Raw genomic sequence first — 22062 nt, 5'->3', positions numbered from 1 at the left:
AATTTTAAACTTTAAACTTAAAAACTGAATGATGCAGTTGGTATTTTCAGACGCACAATATTGGGAAGATTTTCTTCCGCTTACTTTTACCCGCCCGGTTGCTGCGATGCGATGCGGAATCCTTACATTTTCTGAAAGATGGCAGAAAATACTTGAAAACACTGAGGTAACTTATTTCACAGAAATATACCTTCAGGATAAATTTAAAAGCCCGGAAGAAAAAGAAAGCCTTTTTCTTGTTCCGAATTTCCTGCCAACAGAAACCGTGATTCAACAGATTAAAGACCTTAAGCAAGGGGAAGCATTGGTGTATGAAGACGAATTAATCGCCGCAAAAATCAATATGAAAGGTTTTTCTCTGAACCAGATTGAGAAAATGACGGATATTAAGGAAGATCTTGTTTTCTTTAAAAGACCAAAAGATCTGTTTACCTATAACCATCATGCGATTGACTTTGATTTCGAGCTTCTTACCAAAGGAAAAACCTCACAGGAGCTGTCTTCAACCAATGGGTTCTTAGGCGATAAAAAAGATCTGTTTATAGAAGAAGGAGCTTATGTTGAATTCTCTACCATCAATACAAAAACAGGTAAGATTTATATCGGTAAAAATACTGAAGTGATGGAAGGTTGTCATCTTCGCGGGCCAATCGCCCTTTGTGATGATTCCAAATTTAATCTTGGAGCTAAAATTTATGGAGCTACCACAATCGGTCCTCACTGTAAAGTAGGTGGGGAAGTGAATAATATCATTATATTCGGATACTCGAGTAAAGGACATGAAGGTTTTGTAGGTAACTCTGTGATTGGCGAATGGTGTAATTTCGGAGCGGATACCAATTCTTCAAACATGAAAAATAACTATGGTAATGTGAAATTCTGGAACTACAGAACAAAATCATTTGAAGATACGGGATTACAGTTTGCAGGTCTGATTATGGGTGATCATTCCAAAACAGCCATCAATACCCAATTGAATACAGGAACGGTAATTGGAGTAGCTTCGAATATCTTCAAACCAGGTTTTCCACCTAATCTTGTAGAAAACTTTTCATGGGGCGGATTGAAAGGTGATGAAAGGTTCAAGCTTGATAAAGTATATGAGGTAGCAGAAAGAGCTATGGCAAGGAGAAAAGTTGCTTTAACAGAAGAAGATAAAGCGATTCTGAAACATATTTTTGACACGTATTAATTCGATTATAATAAAAACTTCAAATTTTTTTGAAGTTTTTTTATTTTTGATGTAATAGATAAGTAACTGCAATTGTCTTACCTATAAGAAACAAAACTCATGACCCAAGAAACTTTCAAGAATACGGTGTTTATTCTCAAAGACGAGATGTATCGTTTTGCGAAACGGTTTGTCATGAGCAGTGATGAAGCGGAAGATGTAGTACAGGATCTCATGATGAAGTTTTGGCAGAAGAAGGATGAGCTTGAGCAATTCGGGAATTTTAAATCCTATGCGCTGAAGTCGGTCCGGAACGAATGCCTGAACAGATTGAAGCATCACGACGTAAAGATCGGCTTTGCGGATATGCAGCTTCACCGCTCGGAGCTTTACAGTATGGAAGTTGATAACCTTAAGGAACATATTGTAGGATTTATCAATCAGCTCCCTGAGAAACAGAAGATGGTCATCCACTTGAAAGATGTAGAAGAATATGATGTTTCCGAAATTTCTGAAATGCTGGAAATGGAGGAAAATGCAGTAAGGGTAAACCTGATGCGTGCGAGACAAAAAGTAAAAGAACAAATCTCACAACTGATGAGCTATGAAAAAAGATCAATTACAAGATAAATACGACGAAGTCTTCCGGGAGATCAAGGAAGAAAAAATGGACTGGAGCTTTGAGGATTTTCTTCAGACTGCAGAAAGTACGGAACCTGAACAGGATGCTGTACCTATTATTCCATTGGAAGAAAAAAAGAAACCCTCTTTTCCCAAATGGTTCTGGATGGCCGCCAGTGTGATGCTGGTCTTCGGAATCGGCTTATTTCTTAATGATAATAATTCCGGCACAGCAGATGTGCAGGACAGAGAAAAACTGGTAAAAGATGAAATCTTAAAACAAAAGTCCGGGTTTATGGAAGAAAACAGTGATCACCAGGAACAGGTAGCGGTGAATCATACCGATTCTATTTCCGGAGTGAAAAAAGATTCTGTTTTTCAGGATAACCAGGTGGCAGAAAAAGATGTAATGGATGATATTCTACCAAAAAGAGGAAGGCTTAAAAAAGAAAGAAAACCCAGATATGTTGATAATTCTTCCTTCCCGGGTAAAAATTTAAATGATTCTGCAACAGCATACAATGACTCATATGTCATTGTAAACGGAAAAAGAATCAGCAGTGAAAAAGAAGCCATAGATGTTGCAAAATACTCCTTTATGAAACTAGGAAGTGAGTTAAAAAAAACAGTAGCATCTTCTCAAAAAAATGAAAATCTTGACAGCGAATACTAAAAATCAGATCAATCTCATGAAAAAAATATTTTTTATAATAGCCATAATGCTGAGCAGCTTTGCAACTTATTCTGCACAGACTGAGAAATTAGACAAGCTTTTTCAGGATTTTGAAAAAAGAGGAAGAGTAACCTCTATCAACATCAAAAAACCGATGTTCAAGCTATTGAATACCATTGATGTTAATGATGCCTATATCGGAAAGATAAAACCTATACTGAACGATGTAGAGGGGCTTAAAATTCTGATTATTCCTAAAATTACTTTCCCGGATCGTTTAAAAGATGAAAATCTTGCGAACATAAAAATGAATGAAGAAAAAACAGAGAGAATAAACAAGGCTTTAAACGCTCTCAACTTCAATGAGCTGATGTCCATGAGCAGTGACGGAACTTCTATGAAATTTCTGGCTGAGGAGGAAAAAGACAATTATCTGGAGAATCTGGTTTTTAATGTGGATTCCAAGGAAGAGAATATCATTTTTATCCTCAATGGAAAGATGAAGCTTTCGGATGTTAATAAGATCATTAATTCTGGTGAAACAATTACATCTTCTGTGACGAGTTCTGTAAGAAATGACCTTACATCAGGCAATACCTCTTCTTATCTGAATGGAGATAACAGAAATGTAGGCCAGTTTTCAAAAATAGATGCCAGCGTGGGAGTAAATGTTACCTTTAAGCAGGAAAATACCAGCAGTGTAAAAGTAATTGCAGATGCAGATAAACTTCAATATGTTATCACCAAGGTGGAGGACGGAGTATTGAAAATATACGTAGACAATAAAGGAGTCCGTAATCTGAGATTTAAAAATCTTAATGTTAATGTTTCTGCTCCTTCACTTCAAAGTATCAAGACTTCATCAGGAAGTATTTTTACAGCAGTGAATCCTGTTAATGAAAACAGTATGGAGATTGAAGCAGAGTCAGGTTCTGTTATTAAAGGAACTTTTAATGCGAGACAGGCTGCCGCTGTTACAGCGAGTTCCGGGGCTGTTTTGACTGCTGAACTTACCACACAGAAACTGGCTTTGGATACCTCGAGCGGAGCAAGCGTAAAATTATCCGGTCAAGCTGTTTCCGCCGTCATAGAAACGAGCAGTGGTGCTTCATGTAAAGCAGATGACCTTAAAATTGCCACGGCAGTAGCAGAATCTACTTCGGGAGCAAGTCTTTCGTTGCTGGTTACAGATAAACTGAAAGTAAATGTTTCTTCAGGAGCCGATGTAAAATTGAAAGGAAACCCTGAGTTGGATGCCAAAGTGGATAAAATTTCAGGAGGAAGCCTAAGACAAATCAAGTAAAAACTAGATGATATCAACGTCCCCAAAAGACCTAATTCCGCTGCTGTTCAATAATCCTGATAACTGATCTCCAAAACTTTTAACGCATGGAAAAATTAATAAGAGAAGTCCGGGTCCTTAAAATCTACGCCGCTGTACTTACCGTACTATGTGTAATGTTTTTCTTTCTTGCTTTTAAAAATCAGTCTTCCAACGAACGTTTCAAAGAAATAGATGTAGAACGTATCAATATCGTTGAGAAAGATGGAACTTTAAAGATGGTTATCAGTAATAAGGAGCGCCAGCATCCCGGATTGGTGAATCATAAGGAAATGAAACCCCGTGAAAGAGAAGCAGGACTTATTTTTTTCAATTCCCTGGGAGATGAATGTGGAGGGCTTGTGTATGACGGCAATGAGAAAGAATCCGGAATGGTCTATTCTGTAGACCAGAGAAATACAGATCAGATTATGCAGCTTCAGTATTTTGAAGGTTCAGGAAAAGACAAAAAAAGAGTATATGGTTTAAAACTCTGGGATCGACCTGATGATTTCCCGATGGAGGATATTATTAAGGCTGCTGATTCTATCAGGAAACTGAAAAATCCGGAAGCTTCTAAAAAAGCATTCGCACAACTACAGGAAAAAGGTAAACTGGGAAGTGAACGCTTTTTTGCAGGTAAGACAGCCAATGGTGATGTAGGCATATTTATCCGCGATAATAAAGGGAAAGTAAGATTACAATTATACATCGATAAAAATAATCAGACCCATATTGAGAATATTGATGAAAATGGAAGTCTCATCAAATAGATCTTACTGGCCCAATTTAACCTATAATAAAGTAGTTTCAAACTTATTCAATTATTTTGTACCGTAACCGTTCTCACAAAAGGGCGGTTTTTCGATTTAAGTTATTGATTATTAAATTTTATTTAAACTATCAAAAAGGATTTTCATATCTCACCAAAATAACCTAATTTTGCAAAGAAAGTAAAGATGTCTATTCATAACAAAATTGTAGAGACAGCCATCACTTTCGATGACGTTCTTCTAGTCCCTTCTTATTCAGAAGTTTTACCTAACCAGGTTTCATTAAAATCAAGACTTACCGACAAAATCACGCTGAATGTTCCGATAGTTTCCGCTGCGATGGACACTGTTACTGAAGCTGATCTGGCCATTGCTTTAGCAAGAGTCGGAGGGTTAGGATTTATCCACAAAAACATGACAATCGCTGAGCAGGCAGCTCAGGTAAACCGCGTAAAACGTTCCGAAAACGGAATGATCTCTGATCCGGTTACGCTATCTAAAGATCATACTTTAGGGGAAGCTAAAGATCTTATGTCAAGATATAAGATTTCCGGCCTTCCGGTAGTGGATGCTGATAATGTTCTGATCGGAATTATTACCAACAGAGATGTAAAATATCAGGAAAATCTTGATATGAAAGTGGAAGAGATTATGACCAAAGATAATCTGATCACTTCAGATAAAGATACCAACCTTGAAAAGGCTAAAGAAATCCTTCTTAAAAACAGAGTTGAAAAACTTCCTATCGTAGATAAAGATAACAAACTTGTAGGTTTAATTACGATCAAGGATATCGATAATCAGTTAGAATACCCTAATGCTAATAAGGATCAAAACGGACGTCTTATCGTAGGAGCCGGAGTAGGTGTAGGAGAAGATACATTAGCGAGAATTGAGGCTTTGGTACAGGCTGGAGTTGATATTGTAGCCATCGATTCTGCACATGGTCATTCTAAAGGAGTTTTAGATAAAATTTCAGAAATCAGAAAAGCATATCCTGAACTTGATATTGTAGGAGGAAACATTGTGACAGCAGATGCAGCCAAAGACCTTATCGCTGCCGGAGCAAACGTATTGAAAGTAGGGGTGGGCCCAGGATCCATCTGTACAACAAGAGTAGTTGCCGGAGTAGGTGTTCCGCAGTTATCCGCAATTTATAACGTTTACGAGTATGCTAAATCTCAGAATGTAGCGGTAATTGGTGACGGAGGTATTAAACTTTCAGGAGATATTGTAAAAGCCATCGCCAGTGGAGCAGGTGCTGTAATGTTAGGTTCACTTTTAGCAGGTACGGATGAGGCTCCGGGAGAAGAAATTATCTTCCAGGGAAGAAAATTCAAATCTTACCAGGGAATGGGTAGTCTTTCAGCAATGAAGAGAGGCGGTAAAGAAAGATATTTCCAAAGTGAAGCTAAAAAGTTCGTTCCGGAAGGAATTGAAGGAAGAGTTCCGCATAAAGGAAAACTGGAAGATGTTATTTTCCAGCTGACAGGAGGTTTAAGAGCCGGTATGGGATACTGTGGAGCAAAAGATATTGAAACCCTTCAAAAAGATTCCAAGCTGGTAATGATTACAGGAAGCGGATTGAAAGAATCCCACCCTCATGATGTAATTATCACGCAGGAAGCCCCAAATTATTCTTTATAAAATTATAATTGAATTTAAATATGAGAAATCGCACAATATGTGCGGTTTTTTTATTTAAATTATCTTATTGTCAGGATTACTTTATTCAATCTTCCTGTACTTAAACCTGGGTTTGATAACTTTGTTAAGAAATTGTCCCTTGGATCTGGCTTTTTTAAAATTCTCTATAATCTCAGGAGGTACCTTAAGATAGTCATAAACTGCTCCTGACTGATATATAATTCTTAATATTTCAGTATCCGGAAAATAGATGAAATGATTGACAACACTTGAAGGCATACTTCATTTCATGCAAAAAACATTCCTCGTCAAATAAAAAGCTTCCGGAATATCCGAAAGCTTCAGTAATTGATTTCTTGAAACAGAATAATACTTTATTTTTTCACGAATTTAAATTGATGTATCTGAAAATTCCGGGTATTTATTTTTAATATATATCCTCCGGAAACAAGTTGTGAAACATCAATCTTGGAATCAAACATTTCTGATTTTACCAGGCGTCCGTCAATATTGTAAATCTCGATGGTTAGCCCATCGTCAATACCGGAAATAGTAATAAAATCAACCACAGGATTAGGGAAAATCTGAATTTTATTTTTTGAAAGGTCTGAAGTGCCTAATGTAGTGGTCTGTACATCACCTGTCATGGTGGAGTTTACTGCAGTAAGATTTCCTCCACATTGCCCGTTAGTCATTGCTGTATTTTCAACCCAGGTTCCGACACTGTTACCGGGAGGTATCGGAACAGAATTATTAGCTGTTGAGTTATAATAAATCAGATAAGGAGTCGTAAAAGTTCCGTTTCCTTCATCACCAAGAAATTCCCATCTTGTAAGAGCATTGTTCCATTGGATTTTAAATTCACAGGTACCTAATCCACTACAATCTTGTCCGCCGTCAATAGGACTGGTCATGTAGATGTTCTTACTAAAGGCATCTACTCCTGTTTTGTTAAATACATACGTATTAGGCGGGCTATCAAACAGATTGGGACATCCACTGAAAGTTATTGTCTGTGTAAAAGCTGAGCTTCCTATAACAAGACATAATAAGTAAAGAATTTTCATAACGATTAGTTTTGAGATGGATAGACTCCTGCTAATGCAATGATACATTTCAGCGTAATAAACGGAGGTCTGTTTTCGTGAGGCTGGCTTCCTCCTGTGCTTCCTACCATTGTGTTTTTCATGGTCGTATTTGCCGCTGCATCGGAATATTCTTTGTCGAGTGTTTTGGTGTCTGCCGGAAGATTATTGGTGGGAGAATTTTGATTTCCTTCCGTCGTTACAGCATTCACAGTATGATTATGAGCCGGCATTTGTGTTATCAATAATGTTACACTCTCAGTTCCGCCGGTTTCTCCCATAGTATACATTGTAGGGCCGCCCGGAGCCTGTCCGTTATGAACGAGTACTCTTCCCCGCATATCAGGTAGAGCAAATGTGGTGGTTCCGTTTCCTCCATAAGTGGTTCCTAACAGTGAAAAAAGTGCTTGATTTTGCGCGATGGGCAGAAGCTGCCCATTACATTCTGCCCAGTATTTTGGAGCAAAATTATAAGGTACAAAGGCTATTTGCCCTAAAAATGGTTCTGATGCCTGTGCTTTTAGGGCAGGGGCAAATGCACTGCCTATCAGCAGTGTACATGCAAAAATTAAGTTTTTCATGATAGCAAGAATTTTAAGTAGTATAAAATTAGAAAATTTTTTACATAAAATACTTGATTAAAAGAAAAACCTTTCGTTATATAACAAAAGGTTAGATTTTATTTATTGAAAAATGATTTATTATAGATTTTTTCTCTAATATTTAACAGCAAATAATGTATTATATGATCATTTTAATTTTTTAGATTATCTTTAAAATCATCGATTCTGAAATCAGTCAATGCATTTCCTTTTTCAATTTTTTCTTTGGAGTATAATCTGAAATCGTTTTCTGTTTTTTCTAAAAGATAATCATAGGGGCCTACATGAGAGATCAGTTTTACCAGAACCGGAGAAATCTCAAGACAGATAAACAATCCCATGATAAAAGTGGCAGCCAGTCCAATGATAGCAGAATTCTTACCAAGTTCGTCCAAAGCCTGAAGCCTTGCTGCAAAACCATTGAATTTATCCTCAAAAGTTTCTGTAGATTTTCTTTCCGTTTCCAGATTTGTGTATACTTTGGATATTTCTTTGTCTAGATATTCAAGTCTTGGAGCCGCTTGTTTCTGATAATTTTCCAGATCCAGCCTGCGTTGCTCCTTCAGTTGCTGTTTACGTTTTGCATTGGGACCATAGCCTTCTTTTCCACTGGTAAGTCCGGATTGTTTACCCAGAATTTCTTTTTCAAGCTCTACCGAAGCCGAATCATATGCCTGCTGATACTGAGCGATTTTTCCTGAAATCTGCTGCTTTTCTGTTTCAAAAGGTCCGCTCTGCTGAAGAATTCGCCCGTTCATTTCACCCTGAAGCTGTTTTTTATTTCTTTGGATAATGGTATTCAGCTGTTTGTTGACTTCTTTCTCAAAAATTTTAAGCTCCAAAGGTTTGGAAATGATAATTCCCAGAAACGTAGCAAGGATAAGACGCGGGATAGCCATCAGGATCTGATTCCACCATGTTCCTGTCTTTTTGATGGAAGAAACAATATAACGGTCAAGATTGAAGATCATCAGACCCCACAGGATTCCAAATCCTGCAGCCGCCCAAATATTGTCGAATACTGTATACATCGCATAGCCTGCAGATAAAGTGGCGAATACTGCAGTGAAAAGTACAATACCCCCGATGCCGGAAAACTTGTTCCATTCACTCGGAGTTTTTCTCAAAATATGGATGTTCCCGCCTGAACATACCATCAGAAACTTTTGGAACCAGTTTATTGTATGAGTCCCTTGATTTATAGTTTGTTGGTTTGTTTTCATAACTGAAAATTTATACAAAGGTAGTACTAAAAATCATACCAATGTAAAAGATAGTATTATGTTTTACCAAGTAATTGAGTGTGTTTTCGTAAGATATTGTTTTTCAGTATGTTAATTTTTGATTTTGAAAAATTGAAAAAGAATGTGAATCTATTTCAATCTGTCCGGATTTTGTTTCAGGAAGCTCTCCCATCCGGAATACGATTTCGTATCTGCTATGGTCCCGGAATTAAAATGATGACATACGGCTACGGCAAGACCATCGGAAGCATCTAAATATTTTGTTGGAAATTCTTTTAATTTAAGAAGGTTCTGAAGCATTCCTGCTACCTGTTCCTTGCTGGCATTTCCGTTTCCTGTGATCGCCATTTTGATTTTTTTTGGAGAATATTCGGTTATAGGAATATTTCTGTAAAGACTGGCTGCCATAGCAACGCCCTGAGCACGGCCAAGTTTTAGCATACTCTGAACGTTTTTCCCATAGAAAGGAGCTTCAAGAGCAACTTCATCAGGGTGAAACTCATCAATAAGAGAAAGGGTTCTTTCAAAAATATACTTCAGCTTGGTTTCGTGATTGGGATATTTTTTCAGGATAAGTTCATGAATAGAAACCATCTCCATTTTTCCTTTTTTTACGGAGATGATACCAAATCCCATTACCGTAGTCCCCGGGTCAATTCCTAAAATTATTTTCTCTGAAATCATTGCTTCAAAGATAGGACTTTCTATGTTTTTTAGTGGAAAAAGTATTGATAATGATTTTCGTTTATGTTTAAAATTTTAATATCTTTAAATAAAAATGATCATGAAAAATGTATTTAATGTATTAATTGTTCCTGTCTTTCTCTTGTTTAGCTTTAAAGAGAGAAATAATTTAGTTCAGAATAAGCATTCAGAAACTTTGGCAGCAAAGAGCGAACGGATCATTTATTTGTTTTTCAAAGCAGATAAAGATCAGTCAGGAAATGCAAAAATTACTCTCCAGAGTACTAAAATTGCAGATGGAAGATTAAAACATACGCCTTCTTTTGAAAGAGATGCCGTCCGTAAGGGTGATCTTATAATTACATTAACAGGAGCTGATGGAAAAGAAATGGGTAAACAGCTTGTGAAAGATCCTTTCAATCCTGAACTGGAAGTATATGAAAAAGAGGGAATATCCAGGCATAAAGCTTCCCTTCAAAATACTGAGTTCAGTGCCAGGTTTTCTTACTCTGAAAATATACAGTCGGTAAAGATAGAAAAAGCAACTGAGGATGGTGCACAAGTAATATTCACACAAAAACTATAATCATGAAAAAAACTTTATTATCCCTTTTAATAGGAAGCAGTTGTTTTGCACAGACTTTTGAGACCGTTCCGCTATTACAGAACGGGGACAACAGTAAGCGGATCGTTATTGCAGTGTTGGGAGACGGGTTTACCGCTGCACAGCAAACTGCTTTTACCACATCGGCTCAGAATACAATCAATTATCTTTTTACGAAAAGTCCCTATACAGAATATAAGAATTACTTTAATGCCTATGCGGTAAAAGTGATTTCCACAGAATCAGGAGTAAAGCATCCCGGAACCGCTACAGATGTTGCAGAGCCTGTAATTCCTGTAACCAATCCCAATAACTATCTTGGGTCTACTTTCGATGTAGGAGTTCACAGATGTATATACAGCAATACTACCAATAAAGTAGGACAGGTTCTGGCCGCCAATATCCCGGACTATGATATTACCTATGTGCTGGGTAATTCTACAGAATACGGAGGTTGTGGCGGGACCTATGCTTTTGCTTCACTCAACGGTTCTTCCAATGAAATTGTAGTGCATGAGCTGGGGCATTCCTTTGGAAAATTGGCCGATGAATATTGGTTTTCAGGTTCGCTGGAATCTCCCAATAAAACACAAAATTCTAATCCGGCAACGATAAAATGGAAAAACTGGGTAGGATTAAATGGGGTAGGAGTATATGCCCATGCTGAAAGCCCAAGCTGGTTCAGACCCCATCAGAGCTGTGAAATGAGATATCTTAACCAGCAGTTCTGCTCTGTGTGTAAAGAGGCGATTATTGAAAGGATTCATACTCTGGTTTCCCCTGTAGATTCCTATACTCCGGCCAATAATACAACCGTTGATGCTACATCCAATGTTACCTTCACGGTCAACGAAATTCTTCCCATTCCGAACACGCTGGTTAATTCATGGAGCTTAAACGGAACGGCTCTGGGAGCAACGGGAAGTAGCATAACGATTACTCCCGGACAACTTAACAACGGAAATAATACTTTGACATTATCGGTAGTGGATAACAATCCGCTTTTAAAAGTAGACAATCACAGTACGCTCCATGTTACCAATGTTTCATGGACTTTGAGCAAATCAACTCTTAAACTCTCAGAAGTAAAAGCGGAAGAGCGCCGTTTCAGTATTTATCCTAATCCGACAGATGGAGAATTTTTTATTAAAGGCAAACAGGGCTTTTCAAAAGATGTAAAAGTAGAAGTGTATGATACTTCAGGAAAGCTTATCCCATCCAGATTTGAACTGAATGATTCTGCAATACGGATTAATATTAAAAACTATCCGGCAGGTACTTATCTGTTGAATGTAAAAGAAAATAAAAACCTGATCATTTCTCAGAAAATCATTAAAGAATAATTACACGAAACCGGCTCTGGGAGCCGGTTTTATTTTTCCAGTTTTTTCTCTGCTATGGGTACCCACCGTCCGTCATGGCGAAGAAGTATTATTTTATCGACTAAGAATTTAGTTTTGTATTCCATGTTTTCATATTTTTCCCAGGCTTTAAGATAATTTTCCCAGGCCAGATCTCTGTATCCTACAGTCATATGCGGATTAAACGAATACTTTGCGAAATTAAAACGCTCTTTTACCCTATGATAAAGTTCTGTTAATTGACGACTTTCTTTGGGCTGAATATAGAGGACAGGATTTTTAGGATTGGGAAAGCTTCCAAAACCATCCAGTTCTACTTCAAAAGGTGTAATTTGTGTATTGATTTTCTGAAAAGCAATGTGAATATCTTCTTCCAGTTCAATTTCTCTCGAAAAGGGAGGACAGAGTGTAATATGTGCTTCGTTTTTCAAAGCCTTGGAATTGGCATAATTTGTTGCCAGATCCTGTTTAAAAACTTTTATTTCTTCAATAATTTCCTGAGGAGGGTAAATGGCTATGAAGTACATTTTTTTCATACGGTAATTTAGTCTTTTTAAAATTCCGGAAATTAATGTTTTATCCTGAGCTGTGTAAGCGTATTCTCAAGATGATCAGTGATCTTTTTTACTTCAATATGAGGTCTGAAGATCGCGCCTTTTCCTCTTTCTTCATCTGCAATATTAGACAGAATAATCACAGACGTTTTGGTGTCCGGATAATAAATATTTAAAGAAGGAGAACCTTTTACATAACCACTGTGGAAATAGGAATTGGGCTGTCCGATGTTAAGCATAATTCCGTAAGCATAACCCATTTTCCCAAAGATAGCATGGTGTCTTTCCGCACTTTTGGCCATGAAGAGCTTCAAAGTTTCGGGTTTTAGAATTTTCCCGTTGTACAGGGCATTATTCCACAAATGAAGATCCCCAATGGTAGATAGTATTCCACCGGCAGGTGTTCCGATTTCTGATCCGCCTAATCTTTTCGGCATATTGGGAACTTCTGAGAACTTGGAAGGTGTCCCAACATAAGCACTGGCAAAGTTATTTCCTTTGAAAATGTCTCCTGTTGAGGAGTGAGTCATACCTGTTCTTTTAAAAAGTTCCAATGCATTTTCATGATAGGATTTTCCCGAGACTTTTTCCACAATTTTTCCAAGTGCATTGAAGCCATCGTTGGAGTAATAGAAATCTGAACCGCTTTTGAACATCAGTTTTCCTCCCATCAGATTCAATCCTGAGGTATGGTTTAACAGCTGGTGAATCGTAATGTTTTCATATTCTTTGATCTGAAATTCCTGCAGGTATTTTGAAGCCTTATCTGTTACATTCAGTTTTCCCTGCTCCATCTGAAGTAAGACCAAAACAGCGGTAAATTGTTTGCTCACAGATCCTATCGCAAAAATGGTATTGCTGTCAATTTTAGTTTTCTTCTTAAAATCAGAATATCCGTTTTCTCTTCTGTAAAGAGGAATGGTGTCTTTAAAAACAGCAATGCTCCCATTAAAATGATACTTTTTAAAAGCAGAATCAATCTGTTGTTCCAAAAGTGTTTTCTGAAAAGCCGAGATGGTGGAATCTATAATTGCTTTTTTATCAACCGGGGTAATTTTTGGACCCTCAGTTGTTGTACAGGAAAATAAAAAACAGAAAAAAGACAGGAATAATAAATTTTTGATCACAGGTGTTGTATTTTTAAATGATGATTATACTCTTAAAGATACTAAAATATCCTGAAGAGCATTAAGAGAAGCAAATTGCGTGCTAGGACAGGCTGCTGGAACAACTTTATATAGATTTAATAAGCTTTTGTGAAATGTTTCAATGTTATGAATAAAGGAATTACTAAGAAAATAAATATATTAAAAAACCTGTGGACAAAAGCTCACAGGTTTATCTTAATATCAGGTCACTGAACCAGAAAACATATTCTCCGTCTTCTTCTTCAGGACTTGCTTTAGGTTTAGGATAAGTCTTTTTGACGGTTTCCCCGATTTTGAATTCAACAGGATTTTTGAAAATAGGTCCATCAAAAGTAAAGGTATGAAACTCTCCGTTTTCTCCGCACGGATCTACATTTTCAGGAAGATCATCAATGAATTGCTGATCAATAATCCTTCCGGCGAAGCTTTTATCCAGAAAAGATCCGTTCACACACGTTACAATTGTTTTAAAGCCAAGATCTAAAAATTCACGGATGAGGTCAGTTGTATTTTGTTTCCATAGGGGAAATAAGGCTTTCATACCGATAGCATTTAATTGGTCTTCCCTGTATTTTCGCAGGTCTTCCAGAAAAATATCTCCGAAAATGGAATGGGTAATGCCCTGAGCCTTAATTTCAGTCATTGTCTTACTCATGATCTGTTGGTATTCTTCCATGGATGGTTCTTTGGGAAGTTCCATTTTGATCAAAGAAATCCCAAGGCTTTCTGCCTGTTTTTCTAAAAGCGATACATGAACTCCATGCATAGAAATCCTTTGAAACTCCTGATTGATGCTGGTAAGCAGTGTAGAAATCTCATATTGATCCTCCTGTAGTATTTTATAAAGAGCAAGGGAAGAATCTTTTCCGCTGCTCCAGTTGAATAATGCTTTTGGTTTCATTGTAAAATAAAAATCTCCCAAAAGTAGGGAGATTTTCTTATTTTGAAACGGGCTTTCCGTAGTTATTTTGGGGGCTTGTAATATCAAGCTTTTCCTTTTCTGCCTGTTCTCTTTTTTGTAATTCTTCAGTATTTCTAACCATATCGCTTTTGTGAGCATTTTCCACAGGAGTAGTTTTACAAGAACTTAATACCACAAAAAGATCAAACACCGAAATAATTTTAATACATGTTTTCATTCGAATTTTTTGATGACAAATATATAGGGTCAGGATAGTTTATATTTAATTTTTAACAAACATTATCAATCTGCTTATCAAAAATCAGCGTTTTTTCACATTAAAAATAAAAACCTCAAAGAAATCCTTTGAGGTTTTATATAAAAGATGTTTGCTGTATAAGCTTACATATTTCTTCTGTACTTACCACCCACTTCAAATAACGCGTTGGTAATTTGTCCTAAAGAACAGTACTTCACAGCATCCATCATCACTTCAAACAAGTTTTGCTGGTTGATGGCTGCGTGCTGAAGTTTTCTTAAAGCTTCCTCAGACTTATTTTCATTGGCCTGCTGGAAGTTGTGAAGAGACTCAATCTGTGCCTGTTTCTCCTCTTCCGTAGAACGGATAACTTCTCCTGGTAAAACGGTTGGTGAACCATCTTTTCCTAAGAAGGTATTCACTCCGATAATAGGATATTCACCGGTATGTTTCAGCCATTCGTAATGCATAGATTCTTCCTGGATTTTTGAACGCTGATACATCGTTTCCATCGCTCCGAGAACACCGCCTCTTTCTGTGATTCTGTCGAATTCCGTATATACAGCTTCTTCTACAAGATCCGTTAATTCTTCAATGATAAATGATCCCTGAAGCGGATTCTCGTTTTTAGCCAATCCTAATTCTTTATTGATGATTAACTGGATTGCCATCGCTCTTCTTACAGACTGCTCGGTAGGAGTAGTGATCGCTTCATCATAAGCATTGGTATGAAGTGAATTACAGTTGTCGTAGATTGCATACAGTGCCTGAAGCGTGGTTCTGATATCATTGAAATCAATTTCCTGAGCGTGCAGAGAACGTCCCGAAGTCTGGATGTGGTATTTCAACATCTGACTTCTTTCGTCTGCTCCGTATTTTAATTTCATCGCTTTTGCCCAGATTCTTCTTGCTACACGTCCGATTACTGAATATTCAGGATCGATACCGTTGGAGAAGAAGAAAGATAAGTTCGGTGCAAAATCATTGATATCCATTCCACGGCTTAAATAATATTCCACATAAGTGAACCCGTTAGCCAGTGTGAATGCCAATTGCGAAACCGGATTGGCTCCTGCTTCAGCAATATGGTATCCCGAAATAGAAACAGAGTAGAAGTTTCTTACTTTTTCTCTGATGAAATATTCCTGAACATCACCCATTAATCTTAAGGCAAATTCTGTAGAGAAAATACAGGTGTTCTGCGCCTGGTCTTCTTTTAAGATATCCGCCTGAACAGTACCACGAACCGTAGCAATTGTTTTAGCTTTAATTTCTGCGTATACATCAGCAGGAATTACTTCATCACCGGTTAATCCTAAAAGCTGTAATCCCAAACCATTGTTGGATGGAGGAAGTTCACCATTGTATTTCGGTCTTTCTAATCCTTTATCGTCAAATTTTTCCTTAAGCTTAGCTTCTACTTTAGACTCTAAACCGTTTTCTTTGATATATTTTTCAACATTCTGATCGATGGCAGCATTCATAAAGAAAGCCAACAGCATCGGTGCAGGACCGTTGATCGTCATTGAAACCGAAGTTAGTGCGTTGACAAGATCAAATCCGGAATATAATTTCTTAGCATCATCCAGTGTTGCAATAGAAACTCCCGCATTCCCGATTTTACCATAAATATCCGGTGGTAAAGCAGGATCCTGACCATATAAGGTTACAGAGTCAAATGCTGTAGATAAGCGTTTTGCAGGCATTTCTGCAGAAACATAATGGAATCTTCTGTTGGTTCTTTCAGGGCCTCCTTCTCCTGCAAACATCCTTGTCGGATCTTCACCGGTTCTTTTAAACGGATAAATACCTGCCGTGTAAGGGAAGCTTCCCGGAAGATTTTCCTGGCCTTTCCATTTGATCAGATCACCCCAGTCATTGTATTTTGGTAATGCAATTTTAGGAATTCTCAGGTGAGATAAAGACTCAGTAGAAGTTTCAACTTTAATTTCTTTTCCTCTTACGAAATAAGAATAAAACTCTGCATGGAATGCTTTTTTTGTATCATCCCAGGTCTTCAGGAAATCGATATTTTCCTGTTGCAGCTCTTTTTCCGCCTTTTGGTATTCAGCATCCAGAGCGTCATTGGAAATGATATTTTTTACGCCTTCAATATGATACATTTTTCTGGCAAGTTCAGCCTGTTTCTCAATATTGATGTCGTATTGTTTATTGTTTTCAACAATTTCAGAAAGGTAACGGACTCTTTTTGGAGGAATAATCGTTACTTCTTCTGTCACTTCCTGTTCTACAAAAGTTTTTAGATTCAATCCGGAGAATTTATCGTTTACTTTTGAAATTAATCTGTTGTATAATTCTGTTGTTCCATGATCATTAAACTGAGATGCCTTGGTGGCATACACCGGCATATCATCTAATGAGCTTTCCCATAGCAAATGGTTTCTCTGGAACTGTTTTCTTACGGCCTGAAGAGCATCCAGTGCTCCACGTTTGTCAGATTTATTCAATGCTACCAGATCCGCATAGTCTAACATATCAATTTTTTCCAACTGTGTAGAAGCTCCATATTCAGGAGTCATTACATACATGGAAACATCTGCGAAGTCAGAAACTTCTGAACCAGACTGTCCAATTCCCGACGTTTCAAGGATGATAACATCCGGATGAGCCAGTTTTAATACATTCAGTGCAGAATGAATAAATGGAGAAACAGAAACGTTATTTTCTCTGGTTGCCATAGAACGCATATAAACTCTTGGATCATTGATTGCGTTCATACGAATTCTGTCTCCCAATAAAGCACCTCCGGTTTTCTTTTTGGAAGGGTCAATGGAAATAATAGCGATTTTTTTATCTGTATTGGAACGTAAGAAACGTCTTACCAGTTCATCCGTTAATGAAGATTTACCTGCTCCTCCGGTACCTGTAATACCAATGATTGGAATAGTCAGATCTTTAGACTTTTCGTCAATAGCTTTTACAAGCTCAGGTTTTTCTTCCGAAAAGTTTTCTACGGCTGAGATGATTTGTGCAATGCTCGATGGATTTTCAAAGCTGATATTGTCAAGATCTTTTGCTGTAACATCTTTTCCTGTTGCAAAATCTGATCGGTGTACCAGGTCATCAATCATTCCCTGAAGCCCAAGCTCACGGCCGTCATCCGGAGAATAAATCCTGTCGATACCATAAGACATAAGGTCCTTGATTTCTTCCGGAAGGATTACACCGCCTCCGCCACCAAAAATTTTGATCTGCGGTGAGTTTTTTTCTCTTAAAAGGTCATAGATATATTTGAAATATTCATTGTGACCTCCCTGATATGAAGTTAATGCAATAGCATTGGCATCTTCCTGGATGGCTGTATTTACAACTTCCTCTGCTGATTTATCGTGTCCCAGGTGGATCACTTCACATCCTGTTCCCTGAATGACACGACGCATAATATTGATCGCAGCATCATGCCCATCAAATAATGAGGCAGCAGTTACGATTCTTACCTTGTTGGTTGGAGTATATTTTTGGGTTTCCATAAAAATTCTAGACAGTTTCTAAGTTCTCAAATATAGCAATAAAATAAAAACCTCGTATTGTAGGGTAAAATTCTGATTTTTAAATGTTTATGATAATTGTTTTTTAAGTTCGAAATACTTTGTTGGAGGCTAGGTCTGTATTTTACAGATTACTACACTATTCTGTAAAAATATAAATGTCAGCAGATAATAACCCGCTGACATTTTTTCTTTTGTGTCATGAAGTTTGGCCTTTATTTCATAAAAAATGACTTGTATTATTACTTTTCTGAAAAAAGTGTTTTTCTTTTGCTGTCCAGCCCCCAGTTTAATCCTAAAAATGTAATAAGATTATTCTTGTCACCATAATTTTTTCCAAAGGCAGCATTGATGTACACACTGTCAGAAACTTTATAGTTGATGACTCCATTGGAACGGTAGGTATCATCCAAATCGCTGCTTCTGTAGATGAACTCATAGCCAATAGAGAATCTGTTGTATACAAGCTCTATTTTTCCACCGAAATCATAATTATCAGTCCTGCTGAATCCGCTGGCTGCATCATAAACCGTTTTATCCTGCATGTATCTCGCAACGGCATAGAAATTTAATCTTTTTTCGATCTTTGAAGCATCTGTGGTAGAGGCTTCTTTGATGATTACTTTTGATTTTTCATTATTTTGATCTTCTTTTTTCTGTGGAGTTTTTGTTCTTTCCAGATTGATCCCGGAACTCATGGTCATCCAGAATCCCAATTTCCCGAATTGATTATTCTTAAACTGATTGTCTAAAAAGAAAGTACTGTAGGCAGAAGCTACATCCAGCTGAAAAGCAGGTTTTTCGTCCAGGTACTTTTTATATTTTTCAGTTTCGGTTTTGTAATACTCTGTGGCAAATTTTTCTAATGCTTTTGCCTTCTTCTCGTTTTTTTCATCCGGACTGGCACTGGATACTTCTATATCATTATATTCCTCTGATTTTTCAAACTCTGTCTGAATTTCAGTTAATGCCTTTGAAATATTTTTATTGGAGTCTGTAATAGCCTCTATATTTTTTTTGTTTCTTATTTTAAATACTGTGGTTCGTAATGAAAAAGATACCGAAGGATTTTCAGTGTCAAGATCTTCAATTTTATAATTTCTCAGAAAGGCAAATGAGACAGAAACGTTTTTGGCTTCACTGAATATGTTATTTTTATACTCATAACTATTATCTGGTTTTTTAATGCTTTTAATGCCGGCATACTTTAAAGCATCCATTTCCGTCAGAGGAAATAAATGAGTAGGAGTAAGTTCTACTGCATAGGCATTGGGAAGACCGTCGTTCTCGCTGAATGAATTGACAATACTGGACATAAAAGCCTTTTTTGATTTCGGGGTTTCCAGATCAGAACTTGCCAGGCCGAGAAGCATTACACTTGGTGCATTGGAAAGCTCGAGTTTGTTTAACTCTGCACTGATTTCTTTGCTTTGAGCAAACAATAATGTCATATTAGACATCAGCGCTGCTAGTAGTACTATCTTTTTCATAGCTCAACTTTTATGTATTTATAAACACCATAGATAAACTTACCGGATAAATCATCAGTGGTTTTACCTTCAAAAGGATTGAAATGAAAATTCCTGGAAGGAATCTGAGGAAATTCAAACTTTATCCTGCATGTATTGATTAAAATCTGCAGATGATTTACCTGCATATTAATATTGAAAGAAGTTGCGAAAAGTAAATGATCTGATGCTAAATCTGCTTTTGGAATGGTGAAAGAGAATTTGTCGTCATTTAAATTATTATCATCTACTCTCTTTCCGTTAATGATAAAATGAGGGTCGCCAAATTGTGTGTTGGCACTGATGATTACATTCACTTCAACATTATTTTCTTTAAAGTGAGTGATTTTTACTGTTTTTTGAGGGATTTTTTTCATGTCTGTTGACTTTTGGGTTTGTGGATTCAGCTCTTAATTCTATTTCAAATGTATAATTTGTAATATTGGTATTCAATTACCTTTTTGGGTGATATTGCATTGCTTTAAAATATAAAAGCAGTCTTTTATTCAATAATTAAATAGTTCCAATGATTCTGCGCCACAATTAAATTTTCTATTTTTGCAGCATATTTTTACAGACATGCAAAAAGCGTTGATATATTTCGCATTGGGAACTGTAGTAAGCTTCCTGATTAATTATTTCTTTTTAAGTTCAGAAAACATCGGTTTGGAGTTATACTATGCTGTTGCTTTTGGTGCTGCCTGGGGTATTGCTTATTATTTGGATACTCCGGATTTTACATTGGCTAAAAAGCTGGGACTATCTTTTGTAGTGATGGCTATACTGGTTGGGGCAGGTACTTTAATTTTTAAACTTGAACTGGCTATTCCATCTATACTGAAGTTTTCCATGGTATTTGTGGCCTATTATGTCATCGCAAGTTTCAGGGCAACAAAGTCACTGAGAAAATAAATAAAAAAGGGGCTGTCCGATACGACAGTCTCTTTTTTTTATTAATGAATCATCATGAAACTGATCAGGGCAAGACCCAGCAGTAAAAACATGAAGGCAATAAAGTTAATGGTGAATAATATCATCCCGACAATAATACTTACCAGGCCATGAGCACGATATACGCGCCGGTGGGCAATAAAGAAATAGGCCATCGTGTACAATGACAGGAGTGATATTGCTAAATACAAAATGGTATTAACCGGCCAGAGGTCTGTGAGACCTGCTAATTTGGAGAGTAAGAAAATGAATAAGATGGTGAGCAGTAAAAATGAGAAGTAATGCAGCGTGAAAATTCCGTGATCAAAATACCACCATTTTTTCTTGCTATGGAAAACCCATAAAAAGAATGCGAAAAGAGGGAGGTAGATAAAAAGTGCTTTGGGAAGATTGTGAAAAGACTTTTCTACCATACCGGCCATAATCTCTTTTTTCTTCACCCCTTTTTCTTTAAGTTCAAAGAATTTGTGAACAATTGGGGCTTCAATAAAACTAAGAGATGACGGATTTTTAGCTTTAGCCGAATCATAAGCCTTTCTGGTTTTGTATTCACCAAAACTAACATCCGGATCTATCTTTTTGTCCATGTCAATGATATCTTCTATTTCAGAAGAGTCGGGAACTGCTTTCAGGCCTTCAATGGCAAGAGAGTCTTCTCCATTCAGATGTTTTTTTGCTTTTATACTGTCTATCAGCTTTTGTTTTTCAACAGGCTTCATGACTTTCAGAAGATTCGTCTTTCCATTTTCTCCGGTATTTCTCTCTTTCGAAGAACCAATATTAACCATAGGAAAAAGGGCAAACACAAAAAATGTAATAAAACTGACAAAAATATAAAGCTTTACAGGAGGTACAAACTTCTGTCTTTTCCCTTCAAGATAAGTGTTGGTCAGTTTACCAGGTTTAAATAACAGGTTTTTTACAGTTCCCCAGAACTGGCCATCATAATGCGTGAAATCTTCAATGAAATGGGTAAAAAGAAAATAAAAGGGCTGCCGTCTTTCAGTATTTTCCTGTCCGCAGTGAGGGCAGTACCTTTCTTCAACCTGATGCCCGCAGTTCAGGCAGGTTTTGTCTTCTCTTAGTTTTCCGTGACTCATGGATATAGAATATGATTAACGCAAATATAAATATTTCAATGATATTATAATTATATTCAGGTGTTTTACGGAAATCTTTAAAGTAAATTTAATAAAAAGAAAGAGTTGAGGGAATAAACTCTTTGCTGTTTCATTGTGTTTTTAGAATCTTCGAAGTGTTTCTTTTCATCGGCACATGAGTTCACAACATCTGTGCCAAATTATAAATAATGTTAAAATCTAATGATAGAGGGGTATGACGTACAGATTATATAGATTAAATAAAATATGTTTTTGGGTTACAAAAATAATTTGTACCTTTGCACACCCTTTTAGGGGTAAATTATGTTTAATCTTTAACTAAAAC

22 protein-coding genes are annotated in these 22062 nt (G+C 36.9%); 9 read left to right on the top strand and 13 right to left on the bottom strand.

Annotated elements, in window-relative coordinates:
* Positions 1–31 precede the first annotated feature (31 nt).
* From AC5YGI_RS09060 to guaB, 6 genes are all read left to right on the top strand, one after another.
* Positions 32–1192 (top strand): GlmU family protein, encoded by a 1161-nt coding sequence (locus AC5YGI_RS09060; protein ID WP_330747697.1) that lies wholly within the window; start codon positions 32–34, stop codon positions 1190–1192.
* A 99-nt stretch (positions 1193–1291) separates the two neighbouring features.
* Complete coding sequence (locus AC5YGI_RS09055; RefSeq protein WP_330744001.1) at positions 1292–1801, top strand: GFO_1088 family ECF-type sigma factor; 510 nt, start codon at positions 1292–1294, stop codon at positions 1799–1801.
* Entirely contained in the window at positions 1776–2465 is a 690-nt protein-coding gene (locus AC5YGI_RS09050; RefSeq protein ID WP_137905651.1) for a hypothetical protein, read from the top strand. Before AC5YGI_RS09055 ends, AC5YGI_RS09050 begins: the two co-directional genes overlap by 26 nt.
* A 16-nt stretch (positions 2466–2481) precedes the next feature.
* The gene (locus tag AC5YGI_RS09045) at positions 2482–3768 is read left to right on the top strand and encodes a DUF4252 domain-containing protein (RefSeq protein WP_496168040.1); all 1287 of its coding nucleotides are present in this window, start codon (positions 2482–2484) and stop codon (positions 3766–3768) included.
* An 86-nt stretch (positions 3769–3854) separates the two neighbouring features.
* The gene (locus AC5YGI_RS09040; protein ID WP_330743997.1) at positions 3855–4559 is read left to right on the top strand and encodes a hypothetical protein; all 705 of its coding nucleotides are present in this window, start codon (positions 3855–3857) and stop codon (positions 4557–4559) included.
* Between the two features lie 186 nt (positions 4560–4745).
* Complete coding sequence (gene guaB / locus AC5YGI_RS09035; protein WP_330743994.1) at positions 4746–6206, top strand: IMP dehydrogenase; 1461 nt, start codon at positions 4746–4748, stop codon at positions 6204–6206.
* Positions 6207–6287: 81 nt separating this feature from the next.
* Here guaB and AC5YGI_RS09030 read toward each other — a convergent pair whose 3' ends face one another.
* The 5 genes from AC5YGI_RS09030 to ruvC form a co-directional block, all read right to left on the bottom strand.
* Positions 6288–6485, bottom strand: coding sequence for a KTSC domain-containing protein (locus AC5YGI_RS09030; RefSeq protein WP_330743993.1), 198 nt, complete (start codon positions 6483–6485; stop codon positions 6288–6290).
* A gap of 95 nt (positions 6486–6580) precedes the next feature.
* Positions 6581–7273 (bottom strand): T9SS type A sorting domain-containing protein, encoded by a 693-nt coding sequence (locus AC5YGI_RS09025; RefSeq protein ID WP_496168039.1) that lies wholly within the window; start codon positions 7271–7273, stop codon positions 6581–6583.
* A 5-nt stretch (positions 7274–7278) separates the two neighbouring features.
* Complete coding sequence (locus tag AC5YGI_RS09020; protein WP_330743989.1) at positions 7279–7872, bottom strand: phage tail protein; 594 nt, start codon at positions 7870–7872, stop codon at positions 7279–7281.
* A 173-nt stretch (positions 7873–8045) separates the two neighbouring features.
* Entirely contained in the window at positions 8046–9116 is a 1071-nt protein-coding gene (locus AC5YGI_RS09015) for a DUF4407 domain-containing protein (RefSeq protein WP_496168038.1), read from the bottom strand.
* Between the two features lie 150 nt (positions 9117–9266).
* Positions 9267–9821, bottom strand: coding sequence for a crossover junction endodeoxyribonuclease RuvC (gene ruvC, locus AC5YGI_RS09010; protein ID WP_034692903.1), 555 nt, complete (start codon positions 9819–9821; stop codon positions 9267–9269).
* 100 nt (positions 9822–9921) lie between these two features.
* On the opposite strand from ruvC, the gene AC5YGI_RS09005 reads away from it, so the two are divergent.
* Both AC5YGI_RS09005 and AC5YGI_RS09000 read left to right on the top strand, forming a co-directional pair.
* Positions 9922–10407 carry a hypothetical protein gene (locus tag AC5YGI_RS09005; protein WP_330743985.1) on the top strand — a complete coding sequence of 162 codons (486 nt, stop codon included), beginning with the start codon at positions 9922–9924 and terminating at the stop codon, positions 10405–10407.
* A gap of 2 nt (positions 10408–10409) precedes the next feature.
* Complete coding sequence (locus tag AC5YGI_RS09000) at positions 10410–11768, top strand: T9SS type A sorting domain-containing protein (RefSeq protein WP_496168037.1); 1359 nt, start codon at positions 10410–10412, stop codon at positions 11766–11768.
* Between the two features lie 29 nt (positions 11769–11797).
* Here the strand turns inward: AC5YGI_RS09000 and AC5YGI_RS08995 are convergent, their stop codons facing one another.
* The 7 genes from AC5YGI_RS08995 to AC5YGI_RS08965 all read right to left on the bottom strand — a co-directional run bounded on the left by AC5YGI_RS08995 (position 11798) and on the right by AC5YGI_RS08965 (position 20042).
* Positions 11798–12322 carry a 2'-5' RNA ligase family protein gene (locus AC5YGI_RS08995; RefSeq protein ID WP_496168036.1) on the bottom strand — a complete coding sequence of 175 codons (525 nt, stop codon included), beginning with the start codon at positions 12320–12322 and terminating at the stop codon, positions 11798–11800.
* Between the two features lie 32 nt (positions 12323–12354).
* A complete protein-coding gene (locus AC5YGI_RS08990; protein ID WP_496168034.1) occupies positions 12355–13467 on the bottom strand; it encodes a serine hydrolase domain-containing protein in 1113 nt (370 codons plus the stop codon).
* A gap of 211 nt (positions 13468–13678) precedes the next feature.
* On the bottom strand, positions 13679–14389 hold the full coding sequence (locus AC5YGI_RS08985) for a Dph6-related ATP pyrophosphatase (RefSeq protein WP_496168032.1): 711 nt from the start codon (positions 14387–14389) through the stop codon (positions 13679–13681).
* Positions 14390–14426: 37 nt separating this feature from the next.
* Positions 14427–14627 (bottom strand): hypothetical protein, encoded by a 201-nt coding sequence (locus tag AC5YGI_RS08980; RefSeq protein ID WP_330743979.1) that lies wholly within the window; start codon positions 14625–14627, stop codon positions 14427–14429.
* 164 nt (positions 14628–14791) lie between these two features.
* The gene (locus AC5YGI_RS08975; RefSeq protein ID WP_330743978.1) at positions 14792–18139 is read right to left on the bottom strand and encodes a methylmalonyl-CoA mutase family protein; all 3348 of its coding nucleotides are present in this window, start codon (positions 18137–18139) and stop codon (positions 14792–14794) included.
* A 260-nt stretch (positions 18140–18399) separates the two neighbouring features.
* Positions 18400–19647 (bottom strand): hypothetical protein, encoded by a 1248-nt coding sequence (locus tag AC5YGI_RS08970; RefSeq protein ID WP_496168029.1) that lies wholly within the window; start codon positions 19645–19647, stop codon positions 18400–18402.
* Positions 19644–20042: a hypothetical protein gene (locus tag AC5YGI_RS08965; RefSeq protein ID WP_496168028.1), complete on the bottom strand. Its 399-nt coding sequence runs from the start codon at positions 20040–20042 to the stop codon at positions 19644–19646. Before AC5YGI_RS08965 ends, AC5YGI_RS08970 begins: the two co-directional genes overlap by 4 nt.
* A gap of 202 nt (positions 20043–20244) precedes the next feature.
* On the opposite strand from AC5YGI_RS08965, the gene AC5YGI_RS08960 reads away from it, so the two are divergent.
* On the top strand, positions 20245–20577 hold the full coding sequence (locus AC5YGI_RS08960) for a hypothetical protein (protein ID WP_110011484.1): 333 nt from the start codon (positions 20245–20247) through the stop codon (positions 20575–20577).
* Positions 20578–20618: 41 nt separating this feature from the next.
* On the opposite strand, the gene AC5YGI_RS08955 is transcribed toward AC5YGI_RS08960, so the two are convergent.
* The gene (locus AC5YGI_RS08955) at positions 20619–21716 is read right to left on the bottom strand and encodes a DUF3667 domain-containing protein (RefSeq protein ID WP_496168027.1); all 1098 of its coding nucleotides are present in this window, start codon (positions 21714–21716) and stop codon (positions 20619–20621) included.
* Positions 21717–22062 lie beyond the last annotated feature (346 nt).

Source organism: Chryseobacterium sp. CS3K3.1 (assembly GCF_059515165.1).
Note: the sequence above shows the minus strand (reverse complement) of the source record. Positions and strands in the feature narration are given on the sequence as shown.

What these genes read in the sequence shown, in the direction of transcription:
- ruvC (WP_034692903.1), bottom strand. Translation starts at nt 9,821, where the DNA reads ATGATTTCAGAGAAAATAATTTTAGGAATTGACCCGGGGACTACGGTA.
- AC5YGI_RS09060 (WP_330747697.1), top strand. Translation starts at nt 32, where the DNA reads ATGCAGTTGGTATTTTCAGACGCACAATATTGGGAAGATTTTCTTCCG.
- AC5YGI_RS09045 (WP_496168040.1), top strand. Translation starts at nt 2,482, where the DNA reads ATGAAAAAAATATTTTTTATAATAGCCATAATGCTGAGCAGCTTTGCA.
- AC5YGI_RS09040 (WP_330743997.1), top strand. Translation starts at nt 3,855, where the DNA reads ATGGAAAAATTAATAAGAGAAGTCCGGGTCCTTAAAATCTACGCCGCT.
- AC5YGI_RS08955 (WP_496168027.1), bottom strand. Translation starts at nt 21,716, where the DNA reads ATGAGTCACGGAAAACTAAGAGAAGACAAAACCTGCCTGAACTGCGGG.
- AC5YGI_RS08995 (WP_496168036.1), bottom strand. Translation starts at nt 12,322, where the DNA reads ATGAAAAAAATGTACTTCATAGCCATTTACCCTCCTCAGGAAATTATT.
- AC5YGI_RS09005 (WP_330743985.1), top strand. Translation starts at nt 9,922, where the DNA reads ATGAAAAATGTATTTAATGTATTAATTGTTCCTGTCTTTCTCTTGTTT.
- AC5YGI_RS08960 (WP_110011484.1), top strand. Translation starts at nt 20,245, where the DNA reads ATGCAAAAAGCGTTGATATATTTCGCATTGGGAACTGTAGTAAGCTTC.
- AC5YGI_RS09050 (WP_137905651.1), top strand. Translation starts at nt 1,776, where the DNA reads ATGAAAAAAGATCAATTACAAGATAAATACGACGAAGTCTTCCGGGAG.
- AC5YGI_RS08970 (WP_496168029.1), bottom strand. Translation starts at nt 19,647, where the DNA reads ATGAAAAAGATAGTACTACTAGCAGCGCTGATGTCTAATATGACATTA.
- AC5YGI_RS08965 (WP_496168028.1), bottom strand. Translation starts at nt 20,042, where the DNA reads ATGAAAAAAATCCCTCAAAAAACAGTAAAAATCACTCACTTTAAAGAA.
- AC5YGI_RS09020 (WP_330743989.1), bottom strand. Translation starts at nt 7,872, where the DNA reads ATGAAAAACTTAATTTTTGCATGTACACTGCTGATAGGCAGTGCATTT.
- AC5YGI_RS09055 (WP_330744001.1), top strand. Translation starts at nt 1,292, where the DNA reads ATGACCCAAGAAACTTTCAAGAATACGGTGTTTATTCTCAAAGACGAG.
- AC5YGI_RS09000 (WP_496168037.1), top strand. Translation starts at nt 10,410, where the DNA reads ATGAAAAAAACTTTATTATCCCTTTTAATAGGAAGCAGTTGTTTTGCA.
- AC5YGI_RS08975 (WP_330743978.1), bottom strand. Translation starts at nt 18,139, where the DNA reads ATGGAAACCCAAAAATATACTCCAACCAACAAGGTAAGAATCGTAACT.
- guaB (WP_330743994.1), top strand. Translation starts at nt 4,746, where the DNA reads ATGTCTATTCATAACAAAATTGTAGAGACAGCCATCACTTTCGATGAC.
- AC5YGI_RS08980 (WP_330743979.1), bottom strand. Translation starts at nt 14,627, where the DNA reads ATGAAAACATGTATTAAAATTATTTCGGTGTTTGATCTTTTTGTGGTA.
- AC5YGI_RS09030 (WP_330743993.1), bottom strand. Translation starts at nt 6,485, where the DNA reads ATGCCTTCAAGTGTTGTCAATCATTTCATCTATTTTCCGGATACTGAA.
- AC5YGI_RS08985 (WP_496168032.1), bottom strand. Translation starts at nt 14,389, where the DNA reads ATGAAACCAAAAGCATTATTCAACTGGAGCAGCGGAAAAGATTCTTCC.
- AC5YGI_RS09025 (WP_496168039.1), bottom strand. Translation starts at nt 7,273, where the DNA reads ATGAAAATTCTTTACTTATTATGTCTTGTTATAGGAAGCTCAGCTTTT.
- AC5YGI_RS09015 (WP_496168038.1), bottom strand. Translation starts at nt 9,116, where the DNA reads ATGAAAACAAACCAACAAACTATAAATCAAGGGACTCATACAATAAAC.